The sequence below is a fragment of the Candidatus Kryptoniota bacterium genome, from assembly GCA_036567965.1.
Classification (GTDB): domain Bacteria; phylum Bacteroidota; class Ignavibacteria; order Kryptoniales; family JAKASW01; genus JAKASW01.
In genome coordinates, this window is the sequence record DATCTN010000013.1 from 22,868 (window position 1) to 45,006 (window position 22,139).

The 22,139-nt window shown below is 48.2% G+C and carries 14 protein-coding genes; 8 read left to right on the plus strand and 6 right to left on the minus strand.

Features of this window, described 5'->3' with window-relative positions:
- The first annotated feature begins 35 nt into the window (after positions 1–35).
- Genes VIS48_05110 through VIS48_05145 form a run of 8 tightly spaced genes read left to right on the plus strand, consistent with a single transcriptional unit; the run spans position 36 to position 11,403 of the window.
- Positions 36–1,313, plus strand: coding sequence for an extracellular solute-binding protein (locus tag VIS48_05110; protein HEY9165520.1), 1,278 nt, complete (start codon positions 36–38; stop codon positions 1,311–1,313).
- The gene (locus tag VIS48_05115; GenBank protein ID HEY9165521.1) at positions 1,313–2,167 is read left to right on the plus strand and encodes a sugar ABC transporter permease; all 855 of its coding nucleotides are present in this window, start codon (positions 1,313–1,315) and stop codon (positions 2,165–2,167) included. Before VIS48_05110 ends, VIS48_05115 begins: the two co-directional genes overlap by 1 nt.
- Complete coding sequence (locus VIS48_05120; protein ID HEY9165522.1) at positions 2,164–2,985, plus strand: carbohydrate ABC transporter permease; 822 nt, start codon at positions 2,164–2,166, stop codon at positions 2,983–2,985. Before VIS48_05115 ends, VIS48_05120 begins: the two co-directional genes overlap by 4 nt.
- A complete protein-coding gene (locus VIS48_05125) occupies positions 2,982–4,232 on the plus strand; it encodes a hypothetical protein (protein ID HEY9165523.1) in 1,251 nt (416 codons plus the stop codon). The genes VIS48_05120 and VIS48_05125 overlap by 4 nt, the downstream gene beginning before the upstream one ends.
- A 10-nt stretch (positions 4,233–4,242) precedes the next feature.
- On the plus strand, positions 4,243–6,480 hold the full coding sequence (locus tag VIS48_05130) for a hypothetical protein (protein ID HEY9165524.1): 2,238 nt from the start codon (positions 4,243–4,245) through the stop codon (positions 6,478–6,480).
- Entirely contained in the window at positions 6,464–7,798 is a 1,335-nt protein-coding gene (locus VIS48_05135) for a hypothetical protein (GenBank protein HEY9165525.1), read from the plus strand. The genes VIS48_05130 and VIS48_05135 overlap by 17 nt, the downstream gene beginning before the upstream one ends.
- A gap of 48 nt (positions 7,799–7,846) precedes the next feature.
- Positions 7,847–8,914: a glycosidase gene (locus tag VIS48_05140; GenBank protein HEY9165526.1), complete on the plus strand. Its 1,068-nt coding sequence runs from the start codon at positions 7,847–7,849 to the stop codon at positions 8,912–8,914.
- 35 nt (positions 8,915–8,949) lie between these two features.
- Entirely contained in the window at positions 8,950–11,403 is a 2,454-nt protein-coding gene (locus VIS48_05145; GenBank protein ID HEY9165527.1) for a sugar-binding domain-containing protein, read from the plus strand.
- An 81-nt stretch (positions 11,404–11,484) separates the two neighbouring features.
- On the opposite strand, the gene VIS48_05150 is transcribed toward VIS48_05145, so the two are convergent.
- From VIS48_05150 to VIS48_05175, 6 genes are all read right to left on the minus strand, one after another.
- The gene (locus VIS48_05150) at positions 11,485–11,622 is read right to left on the minus strand and encodes a hypothetical protein (GenBank protein HEY9165528.1); all 138 of its coding nucleotides are present in this window, start codon (positions 11,620–11,622) and stop codon (positions 11,485–11,487) included.
- Positions 11,623–12,072: 450 nt separating this feature from the next.
- Entirely contained in the window at positions 12,073–14,067 is a 1,995-nt protein-coding gene (locus VIS48_05155; GenBank protein HEY9165529.1) for a M1 family aminopeptidase, read from the minus strand.
- Between the two features lie 185 nt (positions 14,068–14,252).
- A complete protein-coding gene (locus VIS48_05160; GenBank protein ID HEY9165530.1) occupies positions 14,253–16,091 on the minus strand; it encodes a cation-translocating P-type ATPase in 1,839 nt (612 codons plus the stop codon).
- 177 nt (positions 16,092–16,268) lie between these two features.
- Positions 16,269–18,689: a TonB-dependent receptor gene (locus tag VIS48_05165; GenBank protein HEY9165531.1), complete on the minus strand. Its 2,421-nt coding sequence runs from the start codon at positions 18,687–18,689 to the stop codon at positions 16,269–16,271.
- 185 nt (positions 18,690–18,874) lie between these two features.
- A complete protein-coding gene (locus VIS48_05170; protein HEY9165532.1) occupies positions 18,875–21,265 on the minus strand; it encodes a hypothetical protein in 2,391 nt (796 codons plus the stop codon).
- A gap of 84 nt (positions 21,266–21,349) precedes the next feature.
- Complete coding sequence (locus VIS48_05175) at positions 21,350–21,685, minus strand: hypothetical protein (protein ID HEY9165533.1); 336 nt, start codon at positions 21,683–21,685, stop codon at positions 21,350–21,352.
- Positions 21,686–22,139: the final 454 nt, after the last annotated feature.

Genomic DNA, 22,139 nt, shown 5'->3' on the forward strand with positions numbered 1-22,139 from the left:
TTTGTCCGATTAGTGTACGGCTTGCGGTTCCTGTCATGTTCCTGTCTGTCCTTCAGTTAAGCTGCGGCAGTACCGGGACAAGGTCGGATGCGAACCCAAACAAAATAGATCTTACGTACTGGGCAGCTCCGAATCCTGAAGAGATTGAACTGGCCAATAAACTTGTGGCCGAATGGAACGAGTCTCATCCCGATGTTGTCGTGCACATGCAGCCGCTGCCGGTCAATCTTTCAAGCGAAGAAGTTTTGATGGCCGCTATTGCTGCGAAGACAACTCCCGACGTTTGCTCGAACATCTGGCCGGGAAGTGTGCCGGAATACGCGAGGGCCGGTGCACTTGTGAAGCTGAATTCCTTTCCTGATTTTGATTCTCTCGTTTCCGTTCGCGTAGGAAATGAAATCCAGCTCCAATATCAATCGGTCGACGGGAATTTCTACCAGATTCCGTGGAAAACAAATCCGACTATGATGATTTACAACAAGAAGTTGTTTGAAAAGGCCGGAATAGAGAGTCCTCCACGAACCTATTCGGAATTCCTGAGGGATGCACCCAAGTTGACGTACGACGCGAATGGAGACGGGATCATAGATCATTGGATGTGTTATCGTGATGTGAGGCCCTTGTGGTGGCAGCGTTTTTTCGACTTCTTTGCCTTCTATAAGGCGGCGTGCGGCGGCAAACCTTTCGCGAGAAACGGTGAGGTGGTTGCAGATACTCAGGCGGTGACTGAAGTATTTAATTTCTTCAGGACTTGCTTTCAGAAAGGATTTTTCCCCAGGACATATTTTTCATACGATCCTTTCATGGAAGGTGTCGTCGCGTCCGAATTTGTCGGCCCATGGACGATATCGTACATAAAGAAGAGTTATGGCGGGCGGCTCGATTACGGAGTCGTGCCCATACCCGTCCCTGACGGTCACGTCGGTCCGGTCGACACGTATGGGGACCACAAATGCGTTGCCATATTCAGCACTACAAAACATCCTCGCGAGTCGTGGGAATTTCTGAAGTTCATCCTGAGTGACCACGCAGACCTTGAATTGATGAGGATCGCAAGTCAGCTTCCCGTTCGGCAGAATATCCTGACATCCAAAGACTTCTCAGGTTTCTTCAAGAGCAATCCTGACATGAAGATTTTTGCAGAGGAAGTTCCGTACGCTTTTGAAGTGGACCAGACACCTGACCAGAAAGAGATCTTCGACGCAATTTCGCAAGAGTTCGAAAAATGTTCTGTTTATAATGTGAGCGATCCCTCACTTGCCGCCTACAACCTGATGCGAAATGTCAACGTGATCCTCAATTGGGACAAATGATGAGGAAGTCAGGCAAGCTTGGTTTCGCCCTGTCAGCTCCATACCTGATATACGCTCTCATGTTCGTCATATTCCCGCTCCTGTTTTCGGTGTTCCTGATTTTCCACAGGTGGGATGGTATGTCGGCTCCGACATGGATCGGATTGAAAAACCTGGTCAGGCTGGTTAATGATTCGTTGTTCTACCGCTCACTCCTTAATACTCTTCAATTCCTGTTGATCCACATCCCGCTGCAAATCTTCTTTGCACTTCTGTTCGCTGTGGCATTGAACTCGGTGAAGCTGCTGAGAGGATTCTTCAGGGCCGTATATTTTATGCCGGTAGTAGTCTCAGGAGTCGTGGTGACTATTGTGTGGCTGCAACTCTATTCTTACGACAACGGAATACTGAACGGTATCCTCACCTCGATTCACCTCCCTCGTGTTCCATGGCTCACCAGCACGACGTTCGCGATGCCTTCTATCGCCGTCATGGCGACCTGGAAAAATGTCGGGCTTTACACAATCATGTTCCTCGCGGGACTCCAGGGAATTCCCGACGAGTTTTATGAAGCGGCGACAATGGACGGCGCGTCCCAATATCGCAAATTTGTCAGCATAACTATACCACTGCTGGCCCCGACAATGACACTTGTCGTCGTGCTCTCAACTATTAACGGGTTTTCCCTCTTTGTCGAGCCGTTCGTTATGACCGGCGGCGGTCCGCTCAATGCAACACTCTCCTCCGTATTATACGTCTATAACCAGGCTTTCTCATTCGGCCACCTCGGTTACGCTGCCGCGCTCGGTTTCGTCTTTGCTTTGGTAATTCTTCTCTCTATACTCATTCAAAGAAAATTCTTGGGGGCGGAATGAAAAAGGGAGGATCGAAGGCATTCACTTATATCTTCCTCGTATTTTTCGCCTTAATATTTTTGTATCCCTTTCTCTGGATGCTATCAGGATCTCTTAAGCCCGATTTTGACGTGATGAACCTCGGGCTTTACTCATCTCACTTTACGTCTTCGAATTATTCACTCGTGTTTGATAGAATACCTATTCTCAGATCCTTCGTAAACAGCTTGATTGTCGCAACCGCGGTGACGTTCTGTGTCGTTGTGTTCGGTGCCATCGTCGGATACGCGCTCGCGAAAGTGAACTGGAAAGGCGCTCGATATCTTATTGTCTTTCTTATCTTTACTATGACGATCCCGTTCCAGCTCACTCTCATTCCTCTTTATACTATGATCGTAAAATTCCGTCTGACGGATAACCTCCTCGGATTGATACTTCCGAACATGATGACCGCAGTTTCAATTATAATGTTCAGGCAGTTCTTCCTGTCGCTTCCCGATTCGCTGATCGAGGCGGCACGGATCGATGGCTGCAGTGAATTGAAGCTGATCTTTAAAATTGTCGTACCCCTTTCGAGACCGGCAGTCGTGACCGTCGCCATAATTACATTCTTGACGTCGTGGAATGATGTCCTCTGGCCTCTGATCGTAATACGTAACCGGAGCCTTATGACACTTCCGCAGCTAATAACGATTTTTGTCCTCGGCGGTGAAGCTGAATCCCATCTCGGCGCTGAACTCGCTGCTTCTACAATGCTCGCCGTCCCGATTCTATTGTTATATTCTTTCTTCCAACGATATTTCATTCAGAGTTTCGTTTCATCCGGGGTCAAGGGATGAGTGCTATTGTTCTCTTGATTGCTGCCGTTGCCGGCCTCTCAACTTCCGGAATTAATGCACCATCAAGTCCCGACTCGATTAGATTTAAATCGATGGACGATCCTGTTCTTGACTCTCTGGTCGTCGTTACAGTTGGGAGTGTCAGGCTGACCCGGGAAGTTGCCCAACTCGGGTTCGATTCTGTTTACGCAGCAGCTGATTCGTCCGGCGGTTTTCGAAAAGCCACAGACTATTTCCATCTCAAGATGAATTCGCCCGAAATCCTCAAAATGATGAGCGAAGAAAAGGAAGGGAGTGTCTCTGAACCCGTTAGGGGACCGGACGGCTACTATATTTTTAGGATCGATGAAACTTCACTTTCACCAATAACAACAGATTACGAGAAGACGAATCTAAGTCAGCAGCTGGAGAATGAAATCAAGCAGCATGAGGCTGACATAGCTTCTGATGCTTATGTTGAAGAATTAATGAAGTCGGTGCAGCCGGTTATCAAGCGGAACGCTTTCAACCTGTTATGCGGAAACATTGCATCAGAATATCTGCCGCGCGATAAGTTCGACGACTGGCACTTGTCACGCCTCCTGATGTCCGAAGCCGGACCCATTCGCGGCGACCAGGTTCGAAATCACAGTTCTGTCCCTTTGATCGACTTCAATGGAGGGAACGTTAACCTTGGTGAGTTCTTCGAGTGGTACAACTTGAGAAGCGCGAACTTTAATATTGCCGCCGACACGAGAAATAAAATCATGAGTATTGTTGAGAGTTACGTCTGGCGAATGCTCAGAGACAAGCTCCTGGTGAAACAAACCGTCAAGGAAGGTTTGAATAGATCTGAGACCTACAAGAGTCAGATGAAGAAATGGAACGCGAAATTATCGTACCTGTCGCTTCAGCGGCATTTAAGCGGACTGATGAGGACCGACTCGGAGAGCGTTGCGAGATATTTTCTCGAGAATTATCCCGACTACGGGAAGAGCGGCGACACCACACTCGATCTCGGCGAGAAATACGATGACGCGAAATGCGATTATGTCGAATTCATGACGAGGTCGAGTCTCCTTCACACAATTGCATTCGCGCGACAATATGTCAAAGTCAAGGAAATTTACTCGGTAGTTGACAGGCTCGCCCTGCCACCTCAATCCGGGCACAATCCCGTAGAAGTTCTCTTCTTCAAGACCGGCGGGACTTTCCCTCGTAAAGCTTTTCCTAATATAGATGATGTATGGCAGAAGATAATACCATGAAAGGATCGATTTGATTTATCGTTATCCGGTAGAAAAATTACATGCGGGTTCCAATCTCGGCAACTTATTTACATTTGTTCAGCTGGACGCCGAGAGCAACATCCACGGAATTTGGTCGTCAGTAGACAACAGATTCTATCTCGGAAGATTGTCGACTCAATTCAGCTCGGACTCCCGGGCGCCCAAACCAGTCGAGACGATATTCGCTGAATGCGAACAGTCGACTCACTTCGAGGGAAGCGGTGTCCGGTTCGCGAAAAAGATCTGGCTCCCTTATTCCAGCTTGTCCAACTCCTCCGTGAAAGAGCTGCAATCAATATTTATCGAAATTGAGATAAACAATCTTTCCGATTCTCAAAAGACGATAGGGATTTCGGCGGAATTCAATTTTCCACCGGTGGCTTCATCGCTCTTCACGAAGAAACCGCCACTTGAAGAAACGAAGAGGAAATTCAAGATCGATCACACCGCCGGATCGATTTACGCTAAAGATGCCGGCAGCCAGAAGACGACGAGGGTTCTGTTTTCAGATGACGGCGAGGTAAGTGTCGTCGATGACAAATCCGTCCGGGCCGAATTCAAATTCCTACTTTCGCGTAATGAAACAAGGAAGTTTAATATTGGTGTGGCGCTGGATCCGGCGGGAAAGAGAGAAATCAACGCGAAGAATTTCTTCGGACAAAGCGCTTCTTTGAAGGAGAGTACCGCATCAGCACTCCACGATATGCTTTCGCGCTCCGAATTTCTCACCCCGAGCGGCACAATAAACAGAGGAATCTATTGGGCAAAGGTGAACACTCTTCGTGTTCAGCACAAGTTCAGATCTGGATTCGCCTTCACGAATGATCCACCTCAGGATATTGTCGTTGTCCGGGATCTTGCATGGTATGCTATGGGCTGTGATTTCCTGTCCCCGGAATTCTCCGGAAGACTTATTGAATTCGGTGAGCAGTTCTGTTTTCATCCCGAAGGGAAGCTGACTGAATACATCCATGCCGACGAAGATAAACCGGTTCTCCATGACTACGACCTGAACATAAACGACGACACGCCTCTTTTCATACTGGCGCTTGAACATCACGCGGAAGTCAGCGGAGATGCGAATTTCAGGTTGAAGGCTGTCGGCCTGGCCGCACATGCTGCGGATTATATCATAAGTCAGCTTAACGACGGACTTGTATATTGTGATGCGCACGGCGTGAACGTGTGGGGAATAGCGAGTTGGCGAAACATTATAGATGATTATAACCTGACCGGATTCGTGACTGAGATTAATGCGGAATGTTGTGCGGCTCTTCGTTCTGCCGCCCGCCTTGCGAAATCGGTTGGCAGCTCCTCTCTGTCAGAAAGGTACCAATCAGAAGCGAAAAAGCTGGAAAGTAATATTCTGAAAAAACTGCGAAAGGACGGATCGAGCCTGTTCTACCTCAATATCGACCAGGAAGGGAAACTTCACGATGACCTGACGGGCGACCTGGTCTTCCCTGCGATGTTCGAAATTGGGAATGAGACATCAAACCGGAGCGTCGTTGAAAGACTTTTCCAGGCTGACCTCTGGACCGACTATGGAGCGAGGACGGTTGCGAAATCCGATCCCAGTTACAACCCGGAGTCGGGTATGAATCTAATGGGAGGTGTTTGGCCGAATCTGACTGCATGGTTTGCGATGGCCGCGAGACCATTTTATCCCGAAAGAGTCGCCGAAGCGATGGAACGCATCTACAAAATAAGCGAGCCGGAATCTCCGGTGAAATTCGGTAATGTGATACCGGGTGAATTCCCGGAAAGGCTTCATGGCGACAATTTCAAAAGCATGGGCATGGGAATGAGCCCCTGGATGCCTCCTTCTTTTCTCTGGCTGGGGATTGAAGGTCTGCTCGGACTGGAAATCGTTGATGGAGAAGTGACAATAGATCCGGCTTTGCCGGATGGGTGGAAGTTCCTTTGTGTCTTTGATCTTCCGGTGATCGGTCGCAGGTTGGATGCGATTTATTTTGACGGGATGATTTTCACAAACCTGGAAGTCCGCTCGAGACTTCCGGTCAGAGTGGGCTCGATCAAGCATTTCGAAGACTCGGCGGGCGTACGAGTATTTCAGTTTGCAGATAAGCTTGGGAAGAAGATATTCGCATTTTCATCTACGGGATTTGAAGGAAATATCTCCATCCCGGTTAACGCTCATCTGAAGGGTGTAGATCTGGAACTTCGTCAGAATGAAATGAAGGAGATTAGTGTTAGCGAAGAGTAAAAGCCCGATACTTCTCCTCCTTTTAATTTCGGCTTCGGTTTCAGTTTCGCAACCACTTGCTGTCAACAAGGCACACCTTCTGGCACTCACTGAAGAATTGAAATTCGACGGCGACTCGATAGCTGTTGTGGATATTTATTCTAACTACCCCGCTTACGAGCCGGTTGATGCCAAAGGAGAAGGTTTCGCCTGCGTTGATGACGCCGCCCGTGCCGCAGTTTTCTTCATGAGGTATAATGAGGTGTATGGAAAATCCGAGGACGAAAAGATAATCCGCGGGCTAATAAATTTTGTCCTCCGCATGCAGACGAGCGACGGTAGATTCTACAATTTTCTCCAGAGAAGCGGCGGAGAGATTCAAATTAATGAATCGGGTCGGACAAGTTATGCGTGCTTCGGCTGGTGGGCGGCTCGAGCGATCTGGGCTCTCGGTGAAGCGTCGACATACTTCAAGAATAGAAATCATGAAATGTATGTCGAGGTCGTCTCTGCCGCGGAGAGATCACTTCCGCAACTCGATTCCATTTTGACCAATTACGACAGACTCGACAGCCTTGGCTACCCGACATGGCTGCTGTACAATGATGGCGGAGATGCCGCTTCTGAGCTCGTGCTCGGGTTGAATCGACTCTACAGTGCAACCGGAGACAAAAGGTACCTCAAGATGTCGGAAGAATTTTGCGATGGAATGATGAGACTTCAATCCGGGAGTCGCCGAACCCGACCATACTCCATGTTTCTTTCAAACCATGATGGCTGGCACGGATGGGCGAATTCACAATCAGCGGCGATACTGGAATATTCAAGATTGGCGAATGACCGCTCGGTGGCCGAGAAAGCGCTTCAGGAGTTGGAATCCTTCTTCCCGCGTTGGGCTGGATCTCTCTTCTTTAGATCCTGCGATAGGACCGGAAGGAATTTGGACTATTCAGGTCAGATCGCATACGCAATCCAGCCTGCTGTGTCTGCAGCGGCCGAAGCGTTCGAGATTACGCACGACCGCAGGTTCAAAACGCTTGCTTCCATTCTCGCTTCATGGTTTCTCGGCAACAATACTGCGAAGACAGGATTCTATAATTCTGGAAGCGGAATTTGCTTTGACGGTACCGAGGATTCGCTTCACGTCAACAGGAATTCCGGGGCCGAGTCCACCATCGAAGCGTTGCTGACCATGGTAGATCTGAAAAGGCTCGGAGCCGATTTCAAAAGTATAAAACTGATAAGTCGTCCGTCGTTTGACGCCGAACGCTACATTTATGAAATCGACGGACGCAAAGTGATTTTTAAAATGAACGCAACGGGTTTTTCAATTCAATAACTATCCGAACTATTACAAATCTCCATCACGAAATAATCCAGACAAGACATGAATGACCGAGTTCTACCCGAAGTGCTTAACGTGGAACGTTTGCACGACTCAAAACCGATCTTGTCCGCCGTAAGAGAGCATCCGTGGGAAAGTGAAGTTGTATTCAATCCGGCGTGCTTTCTTCTGAACGAAAAGTCGGACATCTCCCGTCTCCTCGAAAACTTGTCCCTGCCAAAACATCTGCTCGAGAATTTGAAAAACAGCAAGGCAATCTGCGTGTTGATCTACAGGGCGCAGGGAATCACGACGGAGGCCGAGGACTTTCGCCGTTCCAGGTTGGGGCTGGCGCTTCTGACCCCGGAACTCGAACTACTGTACAGACATCTGGCGCCGATTGTCACACCGGAAAACGATTATGAGGATCTCGGCGTCGAGGACCCAAGAATAATCAGAATCAAGAATAGATTCTTCATGCTCTATACCGGATATTCATCGAAAGCGACAGGAGAGCATGGATCCACTCACGCAAACAAGATTAATATTTGCCTGGCAGTTTCAGATGATCTCGTGAGCTGGAAGAAATTCGGAGTTCTGAAAGGGAAGTTGAACGAGATCGACAATAAGAATGCAGTCTTCTTTTCCAAGAAAGTCGGCAGCAAATACCAAATGCTGCACAGACCGATGGAAGGAAAGGACCCAATGTCGATTCATATTGCGCATTCGGCCCGGATCTTCGGTGAATGGACGGATGATGGGGTCGCTCTCCGAGCAGATGAAGCAGCACGATTCTCGAAATCCTGGATCGGCGCCGGAGCACCGCCTCTGCAAATATCAAATAATAAGTTTCTTATGCTGTATCACACCGGGCATTACAAGATCAATGGCGCTCGGGAATATGACCTTGGTCTATGTGTATTCAGTCTCGACGGCGGGTTCCAGGTGTTGGAAAAGGTCGAGCCCTTAATGATTCCTGAAACTTCTGCTGAGACGGAGGGGAATGTGTCGCTCGGGGTCAACAACGTCCTCTTCGTTTGCGGTTCATATTTCTACGGCGGCTATTTGTATTTCCCATACGCCGGCGCAGACAGCGTCATCTTGGGCGCAAGAATCAAAATGGACATTTGAGAAGACGATTCAAAAATGATAATGTCGAAGTCTAATTGAATAAGAGAATCAGCCTCAACGGAGAATGGAGACTGAGGTCGTTCGGGAAAGCTCCGGCGGGTGTTGACGTATCCCAAGCAGAGATTAAGGCGACTGTTCCGGGAACGGTACACACCGATCTTTTGAAGGAAGGGATTATTCCGGATCCGTTCTACCGAGACAACGAATCGAAGGTCCAGTGGATTGAAAAGGTCGATTGGGAGTATTCAAGAGAATTCCATCTTAATGAAGGTGAAGTTTCATCTCCTTTGATCTACCTGACGTTTGAGGGTATCGACACGGTTGCAGACGTTTACTTTAATAACAGGTGTATTTTACGTACAGCAAATATGTTCGTGACTCATCGAGTAAGGATAGAAAAGATCGCGCGTGCGGGAGAAAATTCCCTTAGGGTGATCATTCACTCTCCAACAAAATACGCGGAGGCGCAGGAGCGTAAGCACGGGAAAATCTTTGCGGAGTTAGACACTTACAGAGTGCATATCAGAAAGGCCCAATACTCGTTCGGCTGGGATTGGGGCCCGCGATTGGCAACAAGCGGAATATGGAAAAGTGTCTATCTCGATTTTGTGAAGGATGCTTTGATAGAACAGCCGCGTCTTTCGACGCTCGACGTCAGAGGAAAAAAAGTTGACGCTTTATTAGCGGCCAATCTTACGTTTCCTCCCGGATATAGCGCATCCGGCAAGAGGTTACACTTAACATTCTCGGGTAATCAGTATCCGATCACTCTCTCTATGCCGAAGGGAGAAGTGCTAAAAAAGAAGCTAAGACTCACCGACGTCGATTTGTGGTGGACGCACGATCTGGGAAGTCCCAAACTGTACGAAGTGAAAATGGAAATCGTCGGAGTAGACGGAGAAGTTTTGTCGACCTGCTCCTTCACAACGGGTTTCAAGGTCGTCAAACTAATTCGCGATAGAGACAAAAATGGCGAGAGTTTCATATTCGAATTGAATCAAAGGAAGATCTTTGCCAGAGGAGCGGACTGGATTCCATCTGACAGTTTCTTGCCGAGGCTCAAGGCTGACGACTACCGAACTCTTGTGGCTGCTGCAAGAGAAGCCGGAATGAATATGCTCCGCGTTTGGGGAGGAGGAGTGTACGAAGACGAGGAATTCTACAAGGCTTGCGATGAGTATGGAATTCTAGTCTGGCAGGATTTCATGTTCGCGTGTGCTTCTTATCCAGACTACCGCAAATTTGTAAATGAAGTCGAAATCGAAGCGATTCAGAATGTGCAGAGAATTTCACGGCATCCGTGCGTCGCGATCTTCTGCGGCAACAACGAATCAGAATGGACATGGAAAACCAAAACCGGACAACCGGTCGATGAAATGCCGGGGACACTTCTATTCAAACGAAAGCTCCGGGAGATCGTCGGTAGAATCTCGCCGGAAATTCCTTACTGGCGGTCATCTCCGTTTGGTGGAATTGATCCGGACAGCCAGGACGAAGGGAATCACCATCAATGGGAAGTCTGGAGCGGTTTCAAGCCGCCCTCGGCCTACAAAAATAATCGGGCAAGATTTGTGACGGAGTTCGGATTTCAGTCGCCGCCCACTCTCGCCACTATAAAGGAGTTCACAGAAGTCCAGGATCAGGACATGCAGAGCAGGGTGATGAGACTGCACAACAAACAGGTGGAGGGGACGGAGCGACTTTTTCGATTCGCTGCAGGTGAGGTCCGGATCGCAGGCAATTTTGAGGATGTAGTCCTGCAGATGCAGCTTGTGCAGGCTAAGGCCATCAAGACCGGAGTGGAGCACTGGCGGAAAAGGAAATGGAAAACTTCCGGTACCCTCTTTTGGCAGCTCAATGACTGCTGGCCTGTTTCCAGCTGGTCCGCCATAGATCATCGAAAACGTCCCAAGGCACTTTATTATTGGGCAAAGAAATTTTACAAGCCCATGAAGCTTGTGATGGAACAACGGAATGATCTCGTAGAGATATACTTCGTGAACGACATCCTGACTCCACTCGAATGCGAAGTGCGCATATTTGCAATGGATATTTCTGGAAATGTTTTCAAGAAACAGTCCAAGAATGTCCGCGCAAGAGGCAATTCAGCATCACTGGTTGACACAATCGATGCGTCGGGTTTTCGAAAGGATGAGACCGTTATCCACGCAGATGTTGTCGGGTTGAGGGATGGAGCCATGATCGACGAAGACGACGCTATTCTTGTTCCCTGGTTGGATTTCAAATTCCAGCTTCCGAGGCTGGAGATTAATGCGTCCGACGGAAATGAGGGACATCTCATCAGTTTAAGATCGGACAAATTTTTGCAGGGGGTCTATCTTCCTCTCGACGAATTCGTTGGGGATCTTTCTGACAATTTCTTTAGCCTCCAGCCGAACAAAGAAAAGACAATCTTGTATAAAGGGAATAGTTCTTTGTCCAGCCTGCGGCCGAGGTTCCCGCTCATATCAAGTATCGATTCGGTTTAGCGCGAGCGTACCTCTGAGATTGCGTTTGCAAGCCTTCCGCAAGTGTCATCGGTTTGAGTATGGCGTTCTTCTCAGGAATGGTCAGTCTTTGATTCTCTTCAAAGCACTTAATGCTTTACTTACCCACGCGCGACTCGTCCCAAGATATACTGCAAGCACAGACTGGTTCTTTACAACTCCACTGTCGATAAGAGATTTGTACTCCAGAGCTCTTTTCACCGGATCAGTTCTCACTATGGGTGATCTTTGACGATCATGATAAATGATTTTGTCGCAAAGGGCGCTTGACAGAATATCGATGTCGACATTTCTAGGTCGAAGTACCGGGCCAATTCGGTCGAATTGAGATAGAATATATTCTCGCCTCTCTCGGTTTTCTTGCAGATCATCGGGAATTTGAGGATTAAAAAGTTGGTGGAATTGGGCAGACCGGTGAGCAAAGGGCAGAGATCTTCCAACTGCCGCGCGAGCGGCGGCTGAAGATCTAGTAAACAGAAAAACTGGCACTCAATTTCTCTGGCAGTCTACCGAACATCGTCCCCAGGATTCCAGCCATTTCTGTCCGAGTAATCATGAAGAGTGAAGTAACTTGTCAGGGTGGCACGCAACGATGCCTGACCGTCCCACTATCTTCACAATAGTGCGTCAATCGGGGGCAGGTCGGTGAATCTATTTTATCACCAGGATTTTAGTTGTCTTATTTCCATGATCGGTGTCCATCCTGCATAAATAAAGTCCGCTGGCAAGCCCCCGGCCGTCGAACCCGATGATGTAAGTACCAGCTTGTTGGTACCCTTCGTTCAATGATTTCACCTTTCTTCCCAACAGATCAAAAATATCAAACGATATATGACTATCTGCGCCAATGCTGTATTGAATTTGCGCGTTCCCGTTAAAGGGGTTGGGAAAGAATACAATTGACATTGGCCCTGAAAGCGGCGGAAGAGTCGAATCGGTCCGTACCCCTATCTGCTTGATTATCTTGTCGCCAGGATCCACGAGGATGGAATCTATCGATGCCGCGAAGGGGAACCTAACACTCTGAAGTCTCAGCGAATCGACAAAACTGAAGACCGTCTCCTCCCCATTGGAATAAACCCCCAGGTCGACGGGCATTTTATAAATCGGAGCATCATTTTGCTCCTGCTTCAAATAAAAAGTAAACGAGTTTCCGGAAGCCCTGTAGGTCCAGCTGTAGACGGGATATCCTTGCTGGTAAATCCATTCATCGAAGAACCAACTCATATCAAAGTGCGTTACCCGGCTTGCCACATTGACGAAGTCGGAGGTGACTGCCGTCCCGAATCGAAAATCGGATAGGTAGGTACTTAATATGTTAAAGTATGTCGAGTCGCCGACTAAATTCTTCAGCATGTGAAGTACCCATGCTGCCTTGTAGTATTCCGCCAGACCAAATATCAGTCCCGGTGGAGGCGCATATATCGCATACTTCACGGTGTCGTATTCCAGAAAATACTGGCTCGCGTAATAATCCATTTCATCCTTAAATGATTGCGGATCGAGATGCTTCAATTGCAAGGCTTCCGAATAAACAGCGAAACCTTCGTTCAGCCAGATGTCTTTCCACGTTCCCAGGGTTACGTTATCACCCCACCAGTGATGCGCAAGTTCGTGAACGACGTATCGTCTGAAGAACTCGTGATTCCGATTTAATGTGGTGATCGTGGTGTGTTCCATTCCGCCATACTTGAACGGTTCGATGCAGGCCATTCCGTATTTCTCGTATGGGTATTCCCCGTAGATCGACGAATAGAACCTGATCATTGACGCGACCGTGTCGATGTTGCATTCAGTATTGGAGACGGCTGCTGAGGAGTCTTCCGGGTAAACATAATACTGAACGGGGATTGTGTCGCCGGGTGCTCTCACGTAGCTAGTCTGCACGATCGAAAACACCGATGCGGTTACACACATCAGATAAGTGGCGACAGGAAAATTCTCCTTCCAGTGGAATGTCCGGCTCCCATCACCGTTATCGGTATTCGAAAGCATCTCACCGTTCGACACTGCCGTGTATCCGGAGGGTACCCTGACGGTTACTTCTTCCAGTGCTTTGTCGGAAGGGTCGTCGTAACAAGGCATCCAATATCGTGCATCGCTCGGCTCGCTCATAGTGTAGGCAACGGTCTGCGGGACGACATAATTATTTGCAAGCTGTTCCCCGCCGTAGTAGAGATAGAATCCTGTCTGTGGATTGCTGCTTGAAGCCCCAGGACTATCGACATGATAGTATAGCACTACCGCTGCAGTGTCTGTGGTTAAGTATGGTCTCTCAAGTCGGACGGTCAGCATCCCCCCCGTTGCTCTGAATTGAAGCAGTTCCCCTTCGGAGAATGCTGAGTCGACGGTCAGATAAGGCGAGCCGATGTCGAGAGATATGGAATCAAGGGGGCTCACAAGGTTGGGGAGAAAGGAAACCTGCATGACCCCGTAATACCTGAGTGATTCGTCTGATAGAACATTATACCAGTCCATGAAAAGGGTGTACTTGATCACGTCGTATGAATGGCCCAGTGTGAAAGTCGAGCTGGAGATCGCATCCGATCCCAAGTGGGGCTCTTCCTTTCGTCCGAAGCCAATGCCCTGAGCAAAGGAAGGCAATGTCCACAAGATAAGGAGAATCGTAATAGCTCTGATTCTCATTACAGTCTCCTCCAGCTCCTTTTTTTCAGCATTAAACATGAAAGCTGCTTTAGACTCTCTATCCCTCCACTCATTATGCATCGCCGGCTCGAAGCAGTTTTGCGAGAGAATACAATCGGGGATCTTCCTCACTCACAAAGCAAAGGTAATAACAGAGATGTCCAAATGACATTGCCGGCATTTATTCACTTCCTGAAAAGCCTGGCGGAGTTGAGTATGAACGCCATCTCGGAACCAACGTGAATCAACGCTGCAAGGAGCGGTGTAAGGAATCCGAAGAAGGCGAGGAGAATACCTGCAGTGTCAACTCCGATTGTTCCCCAAAAGTTAAACATGATTACGCGCATACATTGTCTGCTAATCTTAATTGCGTCTACTATTTTCAGCAGATTGTTTGTCGTTAAAGCCATATCAGCACTCTCAATTGCCACATCGGTTCCAGTTCCCATTGCGATGCCGACATTTGCCTCAACGAGAGCAGGCGCATCGTTGATTCCGTCTCCTATCATGGCGACACCCCGGCTCTTCTGTTTGAGCGTGCGGATCTTATCTAGCTTCTGATGCGGAAGTAATTCTCCAATGGACTCATCCACATGGAGCAATTCTCCAACGGCCTTCGTCGTGGCTGCTGAGTCGCCGGATAGAAGGATGATTCGACAATCAAGTTTCTTTAAAAGATCTACTGCCTGCGATGCTTCATTTCGCAATATATCGGCGACGCCAAAGTCACCAACAAGTCTCCCGTTTGCTGCTACAAAGACACTTGTCTCACCTTCCTTATGTGTCTCCTCGATGTGCTTCTCGATATTACGGATGTTCTTTACCAGGAATTTTTCCATTAGTGAAGATGTACCAATAAGCACCAGTTTGTCATCAACATGGCATACGACTCCCTCGCCGGGGAGGTACTCGACTTCGGAATATTTGAGAATCTCTACGCCTTTCTGCTTCGCTTCTCTAAGAATTGAATTTGCTATAGGATGTTCGGAATGTTGTTCAGCACAAGCGGCAAGTCCGAGAATTTCGTTTTTGCTGATGTCATCGAATTCATGGATATGTGTGACCTGCGGAGTGCCGAGCGTTAATGTTCCTGTCTTATCGACGACAATGGTATCAACCTTAGCAAGCTCTTCCAGGTATATTCCGCCTTTTGTGATTATGCCCTCCTTAGCGAAACGACCGATTCCCGCAAGAATTGCAAGGGGTGTTCCTGCGGCGACACCGCAAGCCCCTGCGACTACCAATGCTGAAATTGCGAACATGATGTTATGGGTGACGAGAAATGTAACTACAGCGCCGCCAATGGCGAAATAAACTAAACGGGCGGCGAGCTTATCGGCGACTTTCTGGATCGGCGCTTTGGATTTTTCTGCTTTCTCAACAATATCGATTATCTTTCCGAATGTCGTGTCTTTGCCGATCCGCCTTGGATTTACCTCAAGGACACCGACCTGATTTATCGTACCTGCGAGCACTTCACTTCCGGCAGTTTTATCGATAGGCATAGATTCACCCGTGAGGGAAGACTGGTCAACCGAAGAAGTTCCTTTTGCCACAACACCATCGACCGGAATTCTAGAGCCGGGTTTAACTATGACGATATCCTGGAGTGTAAGCGCGGCGGTGTTGATTTCCTTTTCTTCCATGTTGCGTCGCACTGTTACCTTTTGCGGCAACAGCTCAATAAGTTTTGAAATGGCATTCCTGCCTCTTTCAACGGTCATGTGTTCCAGCAGTTCGGCAAATAGAACGAAAGAAGTGACGACCAGTGCTGTAAAGAATTGTCCAACCAGCAAGGTCGCGACTACCGCTATCGACATCGATAGTTCCATTGTCATTCGCTTCTTTGCCGCAGACAGGAACGCTTCTTTAAACATCGGATACCCGCCTATCAACGTTGCGGCAAGAGCGATGAAATCGACCGGGAGCAGAAGCTTCCATACCCCGAACCAGCTCAGCGGCAGAGCGAGAATCATGAGTGCTAAACCGCCCCACACCTTAATATATCTTCTAACCTCAATCATCGTTACCTCTCCTTAACATGAGTGCAATGGTGTCATCGCGAGGAGTCTCTTCCTTAGGCATAAACTCCGTGACGAAGAAATCTCATGTTATTCCAGTAAATTGAACAAACGAGATTGCTTCAATCACAATTACGATTTCTTTATTCTTCAAATCAGTTCACTAAATGATTCGGCGATTTACAAATGATATGCGATCTTGAATACCATGTTTCTCGGCTCTTCCCAGCTTGCGCCAGTGGTGTATGCACCTTTGATCAAATGTATGTGGTTAAATATGTTTGTCACATAAAGAGAAGGCTTGAAAAAGGTTTCTCCAAGGAGATTGAAAACATAGCCCGCGCCGAAATTCAGAATCCAATATGGAGTAGTATGCGCAGCCTGGTTGAAATCGAATAGACCTGTTTTGTAAACGGCAACAGACTGCGGAAAGCCGTTGGAAAGTCCCGAGCCGTAGGTCGCCTCAAGATTAATGAACCAGTCCTCTGGCTGGTAATTAATATCGGCGACAAATGAAAGCCTTTGGTCATGGTCTAGATCGGTCCCTGCTCCGTCGCTGCTCGGAGGCAGGAAACCGCCCGTCAGCGGTCCGTAGCCAATGGCATGGATGATCGACGAATTCAAATGTCCTGATAGTGGTGTGCCGGGATCGTTGTAGGAAAGAGACAACTCTATTCCAGTTGTTTTCACGGAAGAAATGTTGAACGGAGTTTTGATTGCGGTGTTGCCGATCGTGGCATCGTCTGTGAACGGATGCGAATGCTTGTAGAAGCCTGCTGCTTTCAACCTAAGGCCAATTGAAAAACTATGTGTGTAAACCATTTCATAGAAATCACTTCGTTCCGGATATGTTGGCATCACGGCGTTGCTGACATTTTCAGCAATTGATCGCAGCCCTTCGATGTTTGTCGGCATGAAGAGTTTACCATAATAGATGTAAGCCGAATTATTCTCGTCGATCAGAAAATTCCATCGTAAGCGTGGATTCACTTGACGCTGCAGAGCAACATCAGGTGCAATATGCTGGTCATAGCGCACACCCATTTCTAACGAAGTCCAATCAAGAACACGCCAATCAGATTCCGCGAAAGCACCAAAATCAGATCCCGTGAAAGGACTGTGAACGGAAGGTCCTGGATTATTAAGAGAATCTTGAGATGAAAAGTTTTCTCTACCTGTTGTGCTGCTGAAATTGATGCCGACCTTATACATAAACCCATGAGATAGCCTTTTCTCGTAAGCAGATCGAACGCCGGTAGTGTTGAAGTCTCTGTTTTCAAAAAGGCGATACGACTTTGCTGTGTCATCAGTATATTTGGATGTAAACTGGAAATTGGGAGGATCGATATCTCCTGGAGTATAAATCAAACCGCCTTGCCGAGCATACGCTCCGATGAACAAATTCTCCTGCTGGTCAGACTGCGAGTTTATCTCACGGAAATAAGAAAGGGCCTGGAAGGAGTTTGTGGTTTCCTGAAGGTCTGAGGCTATTTGAACATCGGGATCATAAGGAACTTGTGTATATGTTCTTCCGAAATTTAGGTTTGCTGTTATATAATCAACATCGCTGATTATATAGTCGAACTTACCATAGAGGAAATAATCGAATCCATGGTCATGGAACAAATTCGGCACCGGCGTGTCGATTCGTCGGTCGGTTTCCTGCCGTGACCCGGAGAAGTAAAATCCGAGTTTGCCGAGGTGATCACTTATTGAAAGATCTTGACCGTTAGAGTTCAGCGCCCGAAATGGACCGACTTGACCGCCGAGCGTGTCACCCGGAGCGGAGCTTGATGGGCCAGATGCAACCTCGGCTCCCGGAGAGAAAGGCTTTGCTCCGTTGAGAACAAGATAGCTCCCTGCATAAGTGGAGGCATCGAGATGGAAAGATCCCGTAGGGACGCGGTTATGGAGGTCTATGATGGCGGACATCTGACCGCCATACTCAGCGGGGAAACCTCCCGTTATAAAAGTTGCGTGGTCGATTACCTTCGGGTCAACGACCTCATTCAATCCTCCAAATACACCGAGAGGAACTGGAATGCCGTCGATATAATATGTGAACTCTCCATGCTGTCCCCGGATATGAACTTCACTTGTCGGCGCGCGAGCAGCACCCGTTACGTTTTCCTGAATTAAGTTCGTCATCTGAGCAGTTGGCGGAACATGGTAGGTCTCCGATTCGAAGGATTGATCTCCTGTTCTTATGTCGATGGTCGAAGCGCCGAGTTCCCGTTGACCGTACACATTAACGCCTTTAAGCTTGTTGTTCTGAGGTACCAGCTTCATTGCATAGGCTGTGTGATTCTCGTCGACAGGAATAGAATCTGAATAAGTTTCATAGCCGACGAACCAAGCCGTTATTTTATACGAGCCGGGTTTGATCTCTCTGAACCAGAGTTGACCCACGATGTTGGTTTCACCCTGAGCAATGACTTTCCCATCAGTCTGCAAGATCACTCTCGCAAGCCCGATAGGTACTTTCTCTTCGGCATCAGAAACAGTTATCCTAATATCAACTGTATGGCCTTTTTCTGCGGAATTTATTTCTTGTGAATAACAAGGTTTCTGAGCCATCATATACAAACAGGATAATATCACAAAAATAGTCCTGCTTCGCATCTTTTGGTCATTGATGAGAATGGTACAACACGCGTAATTAGAACAAAACAATCGCGTCAATTCATCGGTTCCCAGATTGACCGAAGTCGTTTACAGGTTAACATTCGATGAGTTCTTTTTATTCAATAAGGAGACGAGGTTGTAACACCTCGTCTCCAGTTCGATTATAAATGATATGCAATTTTGAAAACGATATTTCTCGGCTCTTCGTAGCTGGCGGCGCTGAAGTACGCTCCCTTGATCAGATGGATATGGTCAAGGATATTCGTGATGTAAAGGGACGGAACAAGAGTCGACCCATCTCCAAGTGATAGAGTATATCCACCAGAAACGTCGAATATCCAGGAAGGCGCGGTGTGAGTAGCGGGGTTAAAATCGAAGAGGCCCGTCTTGTATTCGATGCCATTAGGGTTTCCATTTGTAAGTCCGGAACCGTAGATGCCTGTGAGGTTTACGTACCAGTTTATCGGCTGGTAATTAATGGAAGCCACGACGGATAGTCGTTGGTCGTGATCCAGGTCCGTCGCTGTTCCGTCATCACTTATGGGAAGGAACCCGCCGGTCACTGCACCGGAGCCATACGCATGGATGATGGAGGTATTGATGTACCCTGAGAACGGAGTCGAAGGATCGTTGTATGAAAATCCAAGTTCAATGCCGGGAGTATGAGTGACAGCTATGTTGACCGGAGTCTTGATTGCGCTCGACCCCACGGTCTCGTCGTCGATGCCCGGAGTTGAGTACTTATAGAATCCGTCCAGCTTGCTTCTTAAACCGAATCCGAAATCGTGAATATACCCGACCTCGTAGAAGTCATCCCGTTCAGGAAGCGTTGGCTGACCGGTGTTGATTACGTTCGATGCGATTGTCCGCAAGCCCTCTACATTTGTTGGGATAAAAAGACGCCCGTAATAAAGATAGGCGGTATTCGATTCGTCGAAGAGAATATTCCATTTGATGCGGGGGCTTACTTGATTCTGGAGAGGTGCATCTGGCGCTATATGCTGATCGTACCTTACTCCGAGCTCAATCCTCGTCCATTCTAATGGATGGATTTCACTTTCGGCGAATATGCCGAAGTCGGAGCCGTTGAAATTTGTCATGACCGCCGGTCCGACATGCCCAGCACTATCTTTGGATGTGAAGTCCTCCTTGCCGTGTGTTGCGCTAAAGTTCAAACCGATTGCATACATGAAATGATGGGAGAGGCGAGAATCAAATTTCACTCTTGTGCCCACGGTTGTAAACGAGCGATCTTCAGCGAGGATGTAGTTATTTGTCGTATCTCCAGCGAATTGAAATGTGGCAGGGTCGCCGGGTCCGGGAGTGTAACTAAGTCCGCCTTCTCGTGCGTATCCTCCCACAAAGAGATTGCTCTCCCTGTCCGTCTCGGAGGAAATGACGTGGTAATACGAGAGAGTCTGGAAACCGTTGCTCGTGTTTTGCAGGTCGTTCATTATGCCTTCAACGGAATCGTATGGAACCTGCGTGTAGGTGTTGCTGTAATTAAGGTTGGAGGTGAGATAGTCGACATCGCTGAGTGCATAATCGAGCTTGCCATAAAGGAAGTAATCGAAACCGTGGTCGTGAAAGATATCCGCGACAGGCGGATCGATGCGGCGGTCGCTTTCCTGGCGCGTCCCGGACAGGAACAAGCCCAGATTGCCAATGTGGTCGCTGAGCGAGAGATTTTGTCCGTTGGAACTCAACGCCTTGAAAGATCCGACTTTCTTTCCAAGAGTGTCGTTGGAATTGGGAGCAAAGTAACTCCCTGCGTAAGTCGATGCGTCGAGATGAAAGCCGCCAGGCGGCACTCGATTTTGAAGATCGATTATAGCTGCAGTTTGTCCGCCATACTCGGCTGTCCAGCCACCATCAATAAACGTCGCACGGTCGATTACTTTCGGATCGACCACGTCGTTAAGTCCACCGAAGACGCCCAGCGGCACGGGTATTCCATCGATATAGTACGTGAACTCACCGTGCATGCCACGAATATGCACTTCGCCTGTCGGAGCGCGCGCGACTCCCATCAGATTCTCCTGTATAAGTTCGGTCATGTGTGCCGTCGGAGGGGCGTGATAGGTCTCAGACTCAAATACCTGATTCCCAGTGGTGAGACCGAACGTGGTGACCGGCGTAATATGCTGACCTACGACTACCTGCTCGTTGAAAGTCAGGGTAGTGAGGGCAACAGAATCGACAAGATGGTTCTTGTCGATGACGACAGATTTTGACACGTCATTATATCCGACAGAGTGAACTGAAAGATTATAAGTCCCGTCATCGATGTCAACGAATACCGCGACGCCAGATTGGCTCGTGACTTTTTCCTGTATGATTGTACCGTCACGACGGAGCGCAACCAAAGCAAGTTGTATAGGAACGTTAAGGATCGAATCGGAAACGACAACAGTGTAGGACTCACCCTCTTGTGGAACTGTTCCGCCGCTCGCGATATTCGCCGAAGAGCGGGCTGCGACCTGTGCCAATACGACGGGGGCCGCACTAAATGCGGAACAATATATCAAGAATAGAAAAATGCGTTTAAGCATTGCATACTCCTTAGTGTTATATGAAAACAGTTAGCACACGCCACATAGATAGTGGCGCGCCAATTTTAAAGGTAGATTAAGGAGTTATGCTTGTGGAGGTGCGCGGGTGGAATAGCTTCGGGTAGGTTCCGAGAAATGCCGGCTGATCCTACCTGTCGGAAAGAAAGAAACTTCTGTCCGGGATATGAATTCATGGCTTATAGCAGGTGTACCGGTCGTCGATTGTGCAAAGTTATGCGCGGGGCAGGTAAGTTCGAAGTCGTTCGCATCAACCACATGGTGCGAACCGGGTTGGGAATTAAAATCAAGCTGGCCTTCGAGAGGAACAAAGTCTTTGTGATCGAGGGAGAAGGTTGCTGTAATGAGGACATAAAGCACTAGGATTGTCTTCGCGACGGCTTTATGGTGCTTCAGATACATGTTCTCCCTTAGCTTTTTCTGTCGAGTATAGCTACCGAAGTATTATAATCAAATAGACAAAAGAAAACGTCGTTTAGTTCCGGTCTACAGTGCCATAAGGTCCTTGTCCACGTCAGTTTTCCAAAGCCTCACAGGTTCAATGATATTGTATTAGCACATCAATCGGGGGCAGGTCACCGGAGGTCCCGTCTTTGACCATGGGGCACTTTCTTTTTTTGACAGTCGTTTCAGAAGCCAGGATCCGAAAATCAAGGAGGTGAGATTCTAGCAGGTTCTAAATCCAGTTTGACCTGGTGTACGCTCAAGTATACCTCTCCTCGGGCCACTGGTAGAATAGCAAGTGGGATTTCGACCATTAATAAGTTCGAGTCATCGTTCCGATCGGGGAGCAACTTGTCTTGGGAAACATCTGAACTCATAGGTTAATTCAAGTGTCGCTCAGCAAACGGATTCC

Excerpts from the sequence above, each read along its gene's own strand:
- VIS48_05125 (HEY9165523.1), top strand. The coding sequence starts at position 2,982 with ATGAGTGCTATTGTTCTCTTGATTGCTGCCGTTGCCGGCCTCTCAACT.
- VIS48_05120 (HEY9165522.1), top strand. The coding sequence starts at position 2,164 with ATGAAAAAGGGAGGATCGAAGGCATTCACTTATATCTTCCTCGTATTT.
- VIS48_05140 (HEY9165526.1), top strand. The coding sequence starts at position 7,847 with ATGAATGACCGAGTTCTACCCGAAGTGCTTAACGTGGAACGTTTGCAC.
- VIS48_05170 (HEY9165532.1), bottom strand. The coding sequence starts at position 21,265 with ATGCTTAAACGCATTTTTCTATTCTTGATATATTGTTCCGCATTTAGT.
- VIS48_05115 (HEY9165521.1), top strand. The coding sequence starts at position 1,313 with ATGAGGAAGTCAGGCAAGCTTGGTTTCGCCCTGTCAGCTCCATACCTG.
- VIS48_05160 (HEY9165530.1), bottom strand. The coding sequence starts at position 16,091 with ATGATTGAGGTTAGAAGATATATTAAGGTGTGGGGCGGTTTAGCACTC.
- VIS48_05155 (HEY9165529.1), bottom strand. The coding sequence starts at position 14,067 with ATGAGAATCAGAGCTATTACGATTCTCCTTATCTTGTGGACATTGCCT.
- VIS48_05110 (HEY9165520.1), top strand. The coding sequence starts at position 36 with ATGTTCCTGTCTGTCCTTCAGTTAAGCTGCGGCAGTACCGGGACAAGG.
- VIS48_05175 (HEY9165533.1), bottom strand. The coding sequence starts at position 21,685 with ATGTATCTGAAGCACCATAAAGCCGTCGCGAAGACAATCCTAGTGCTT.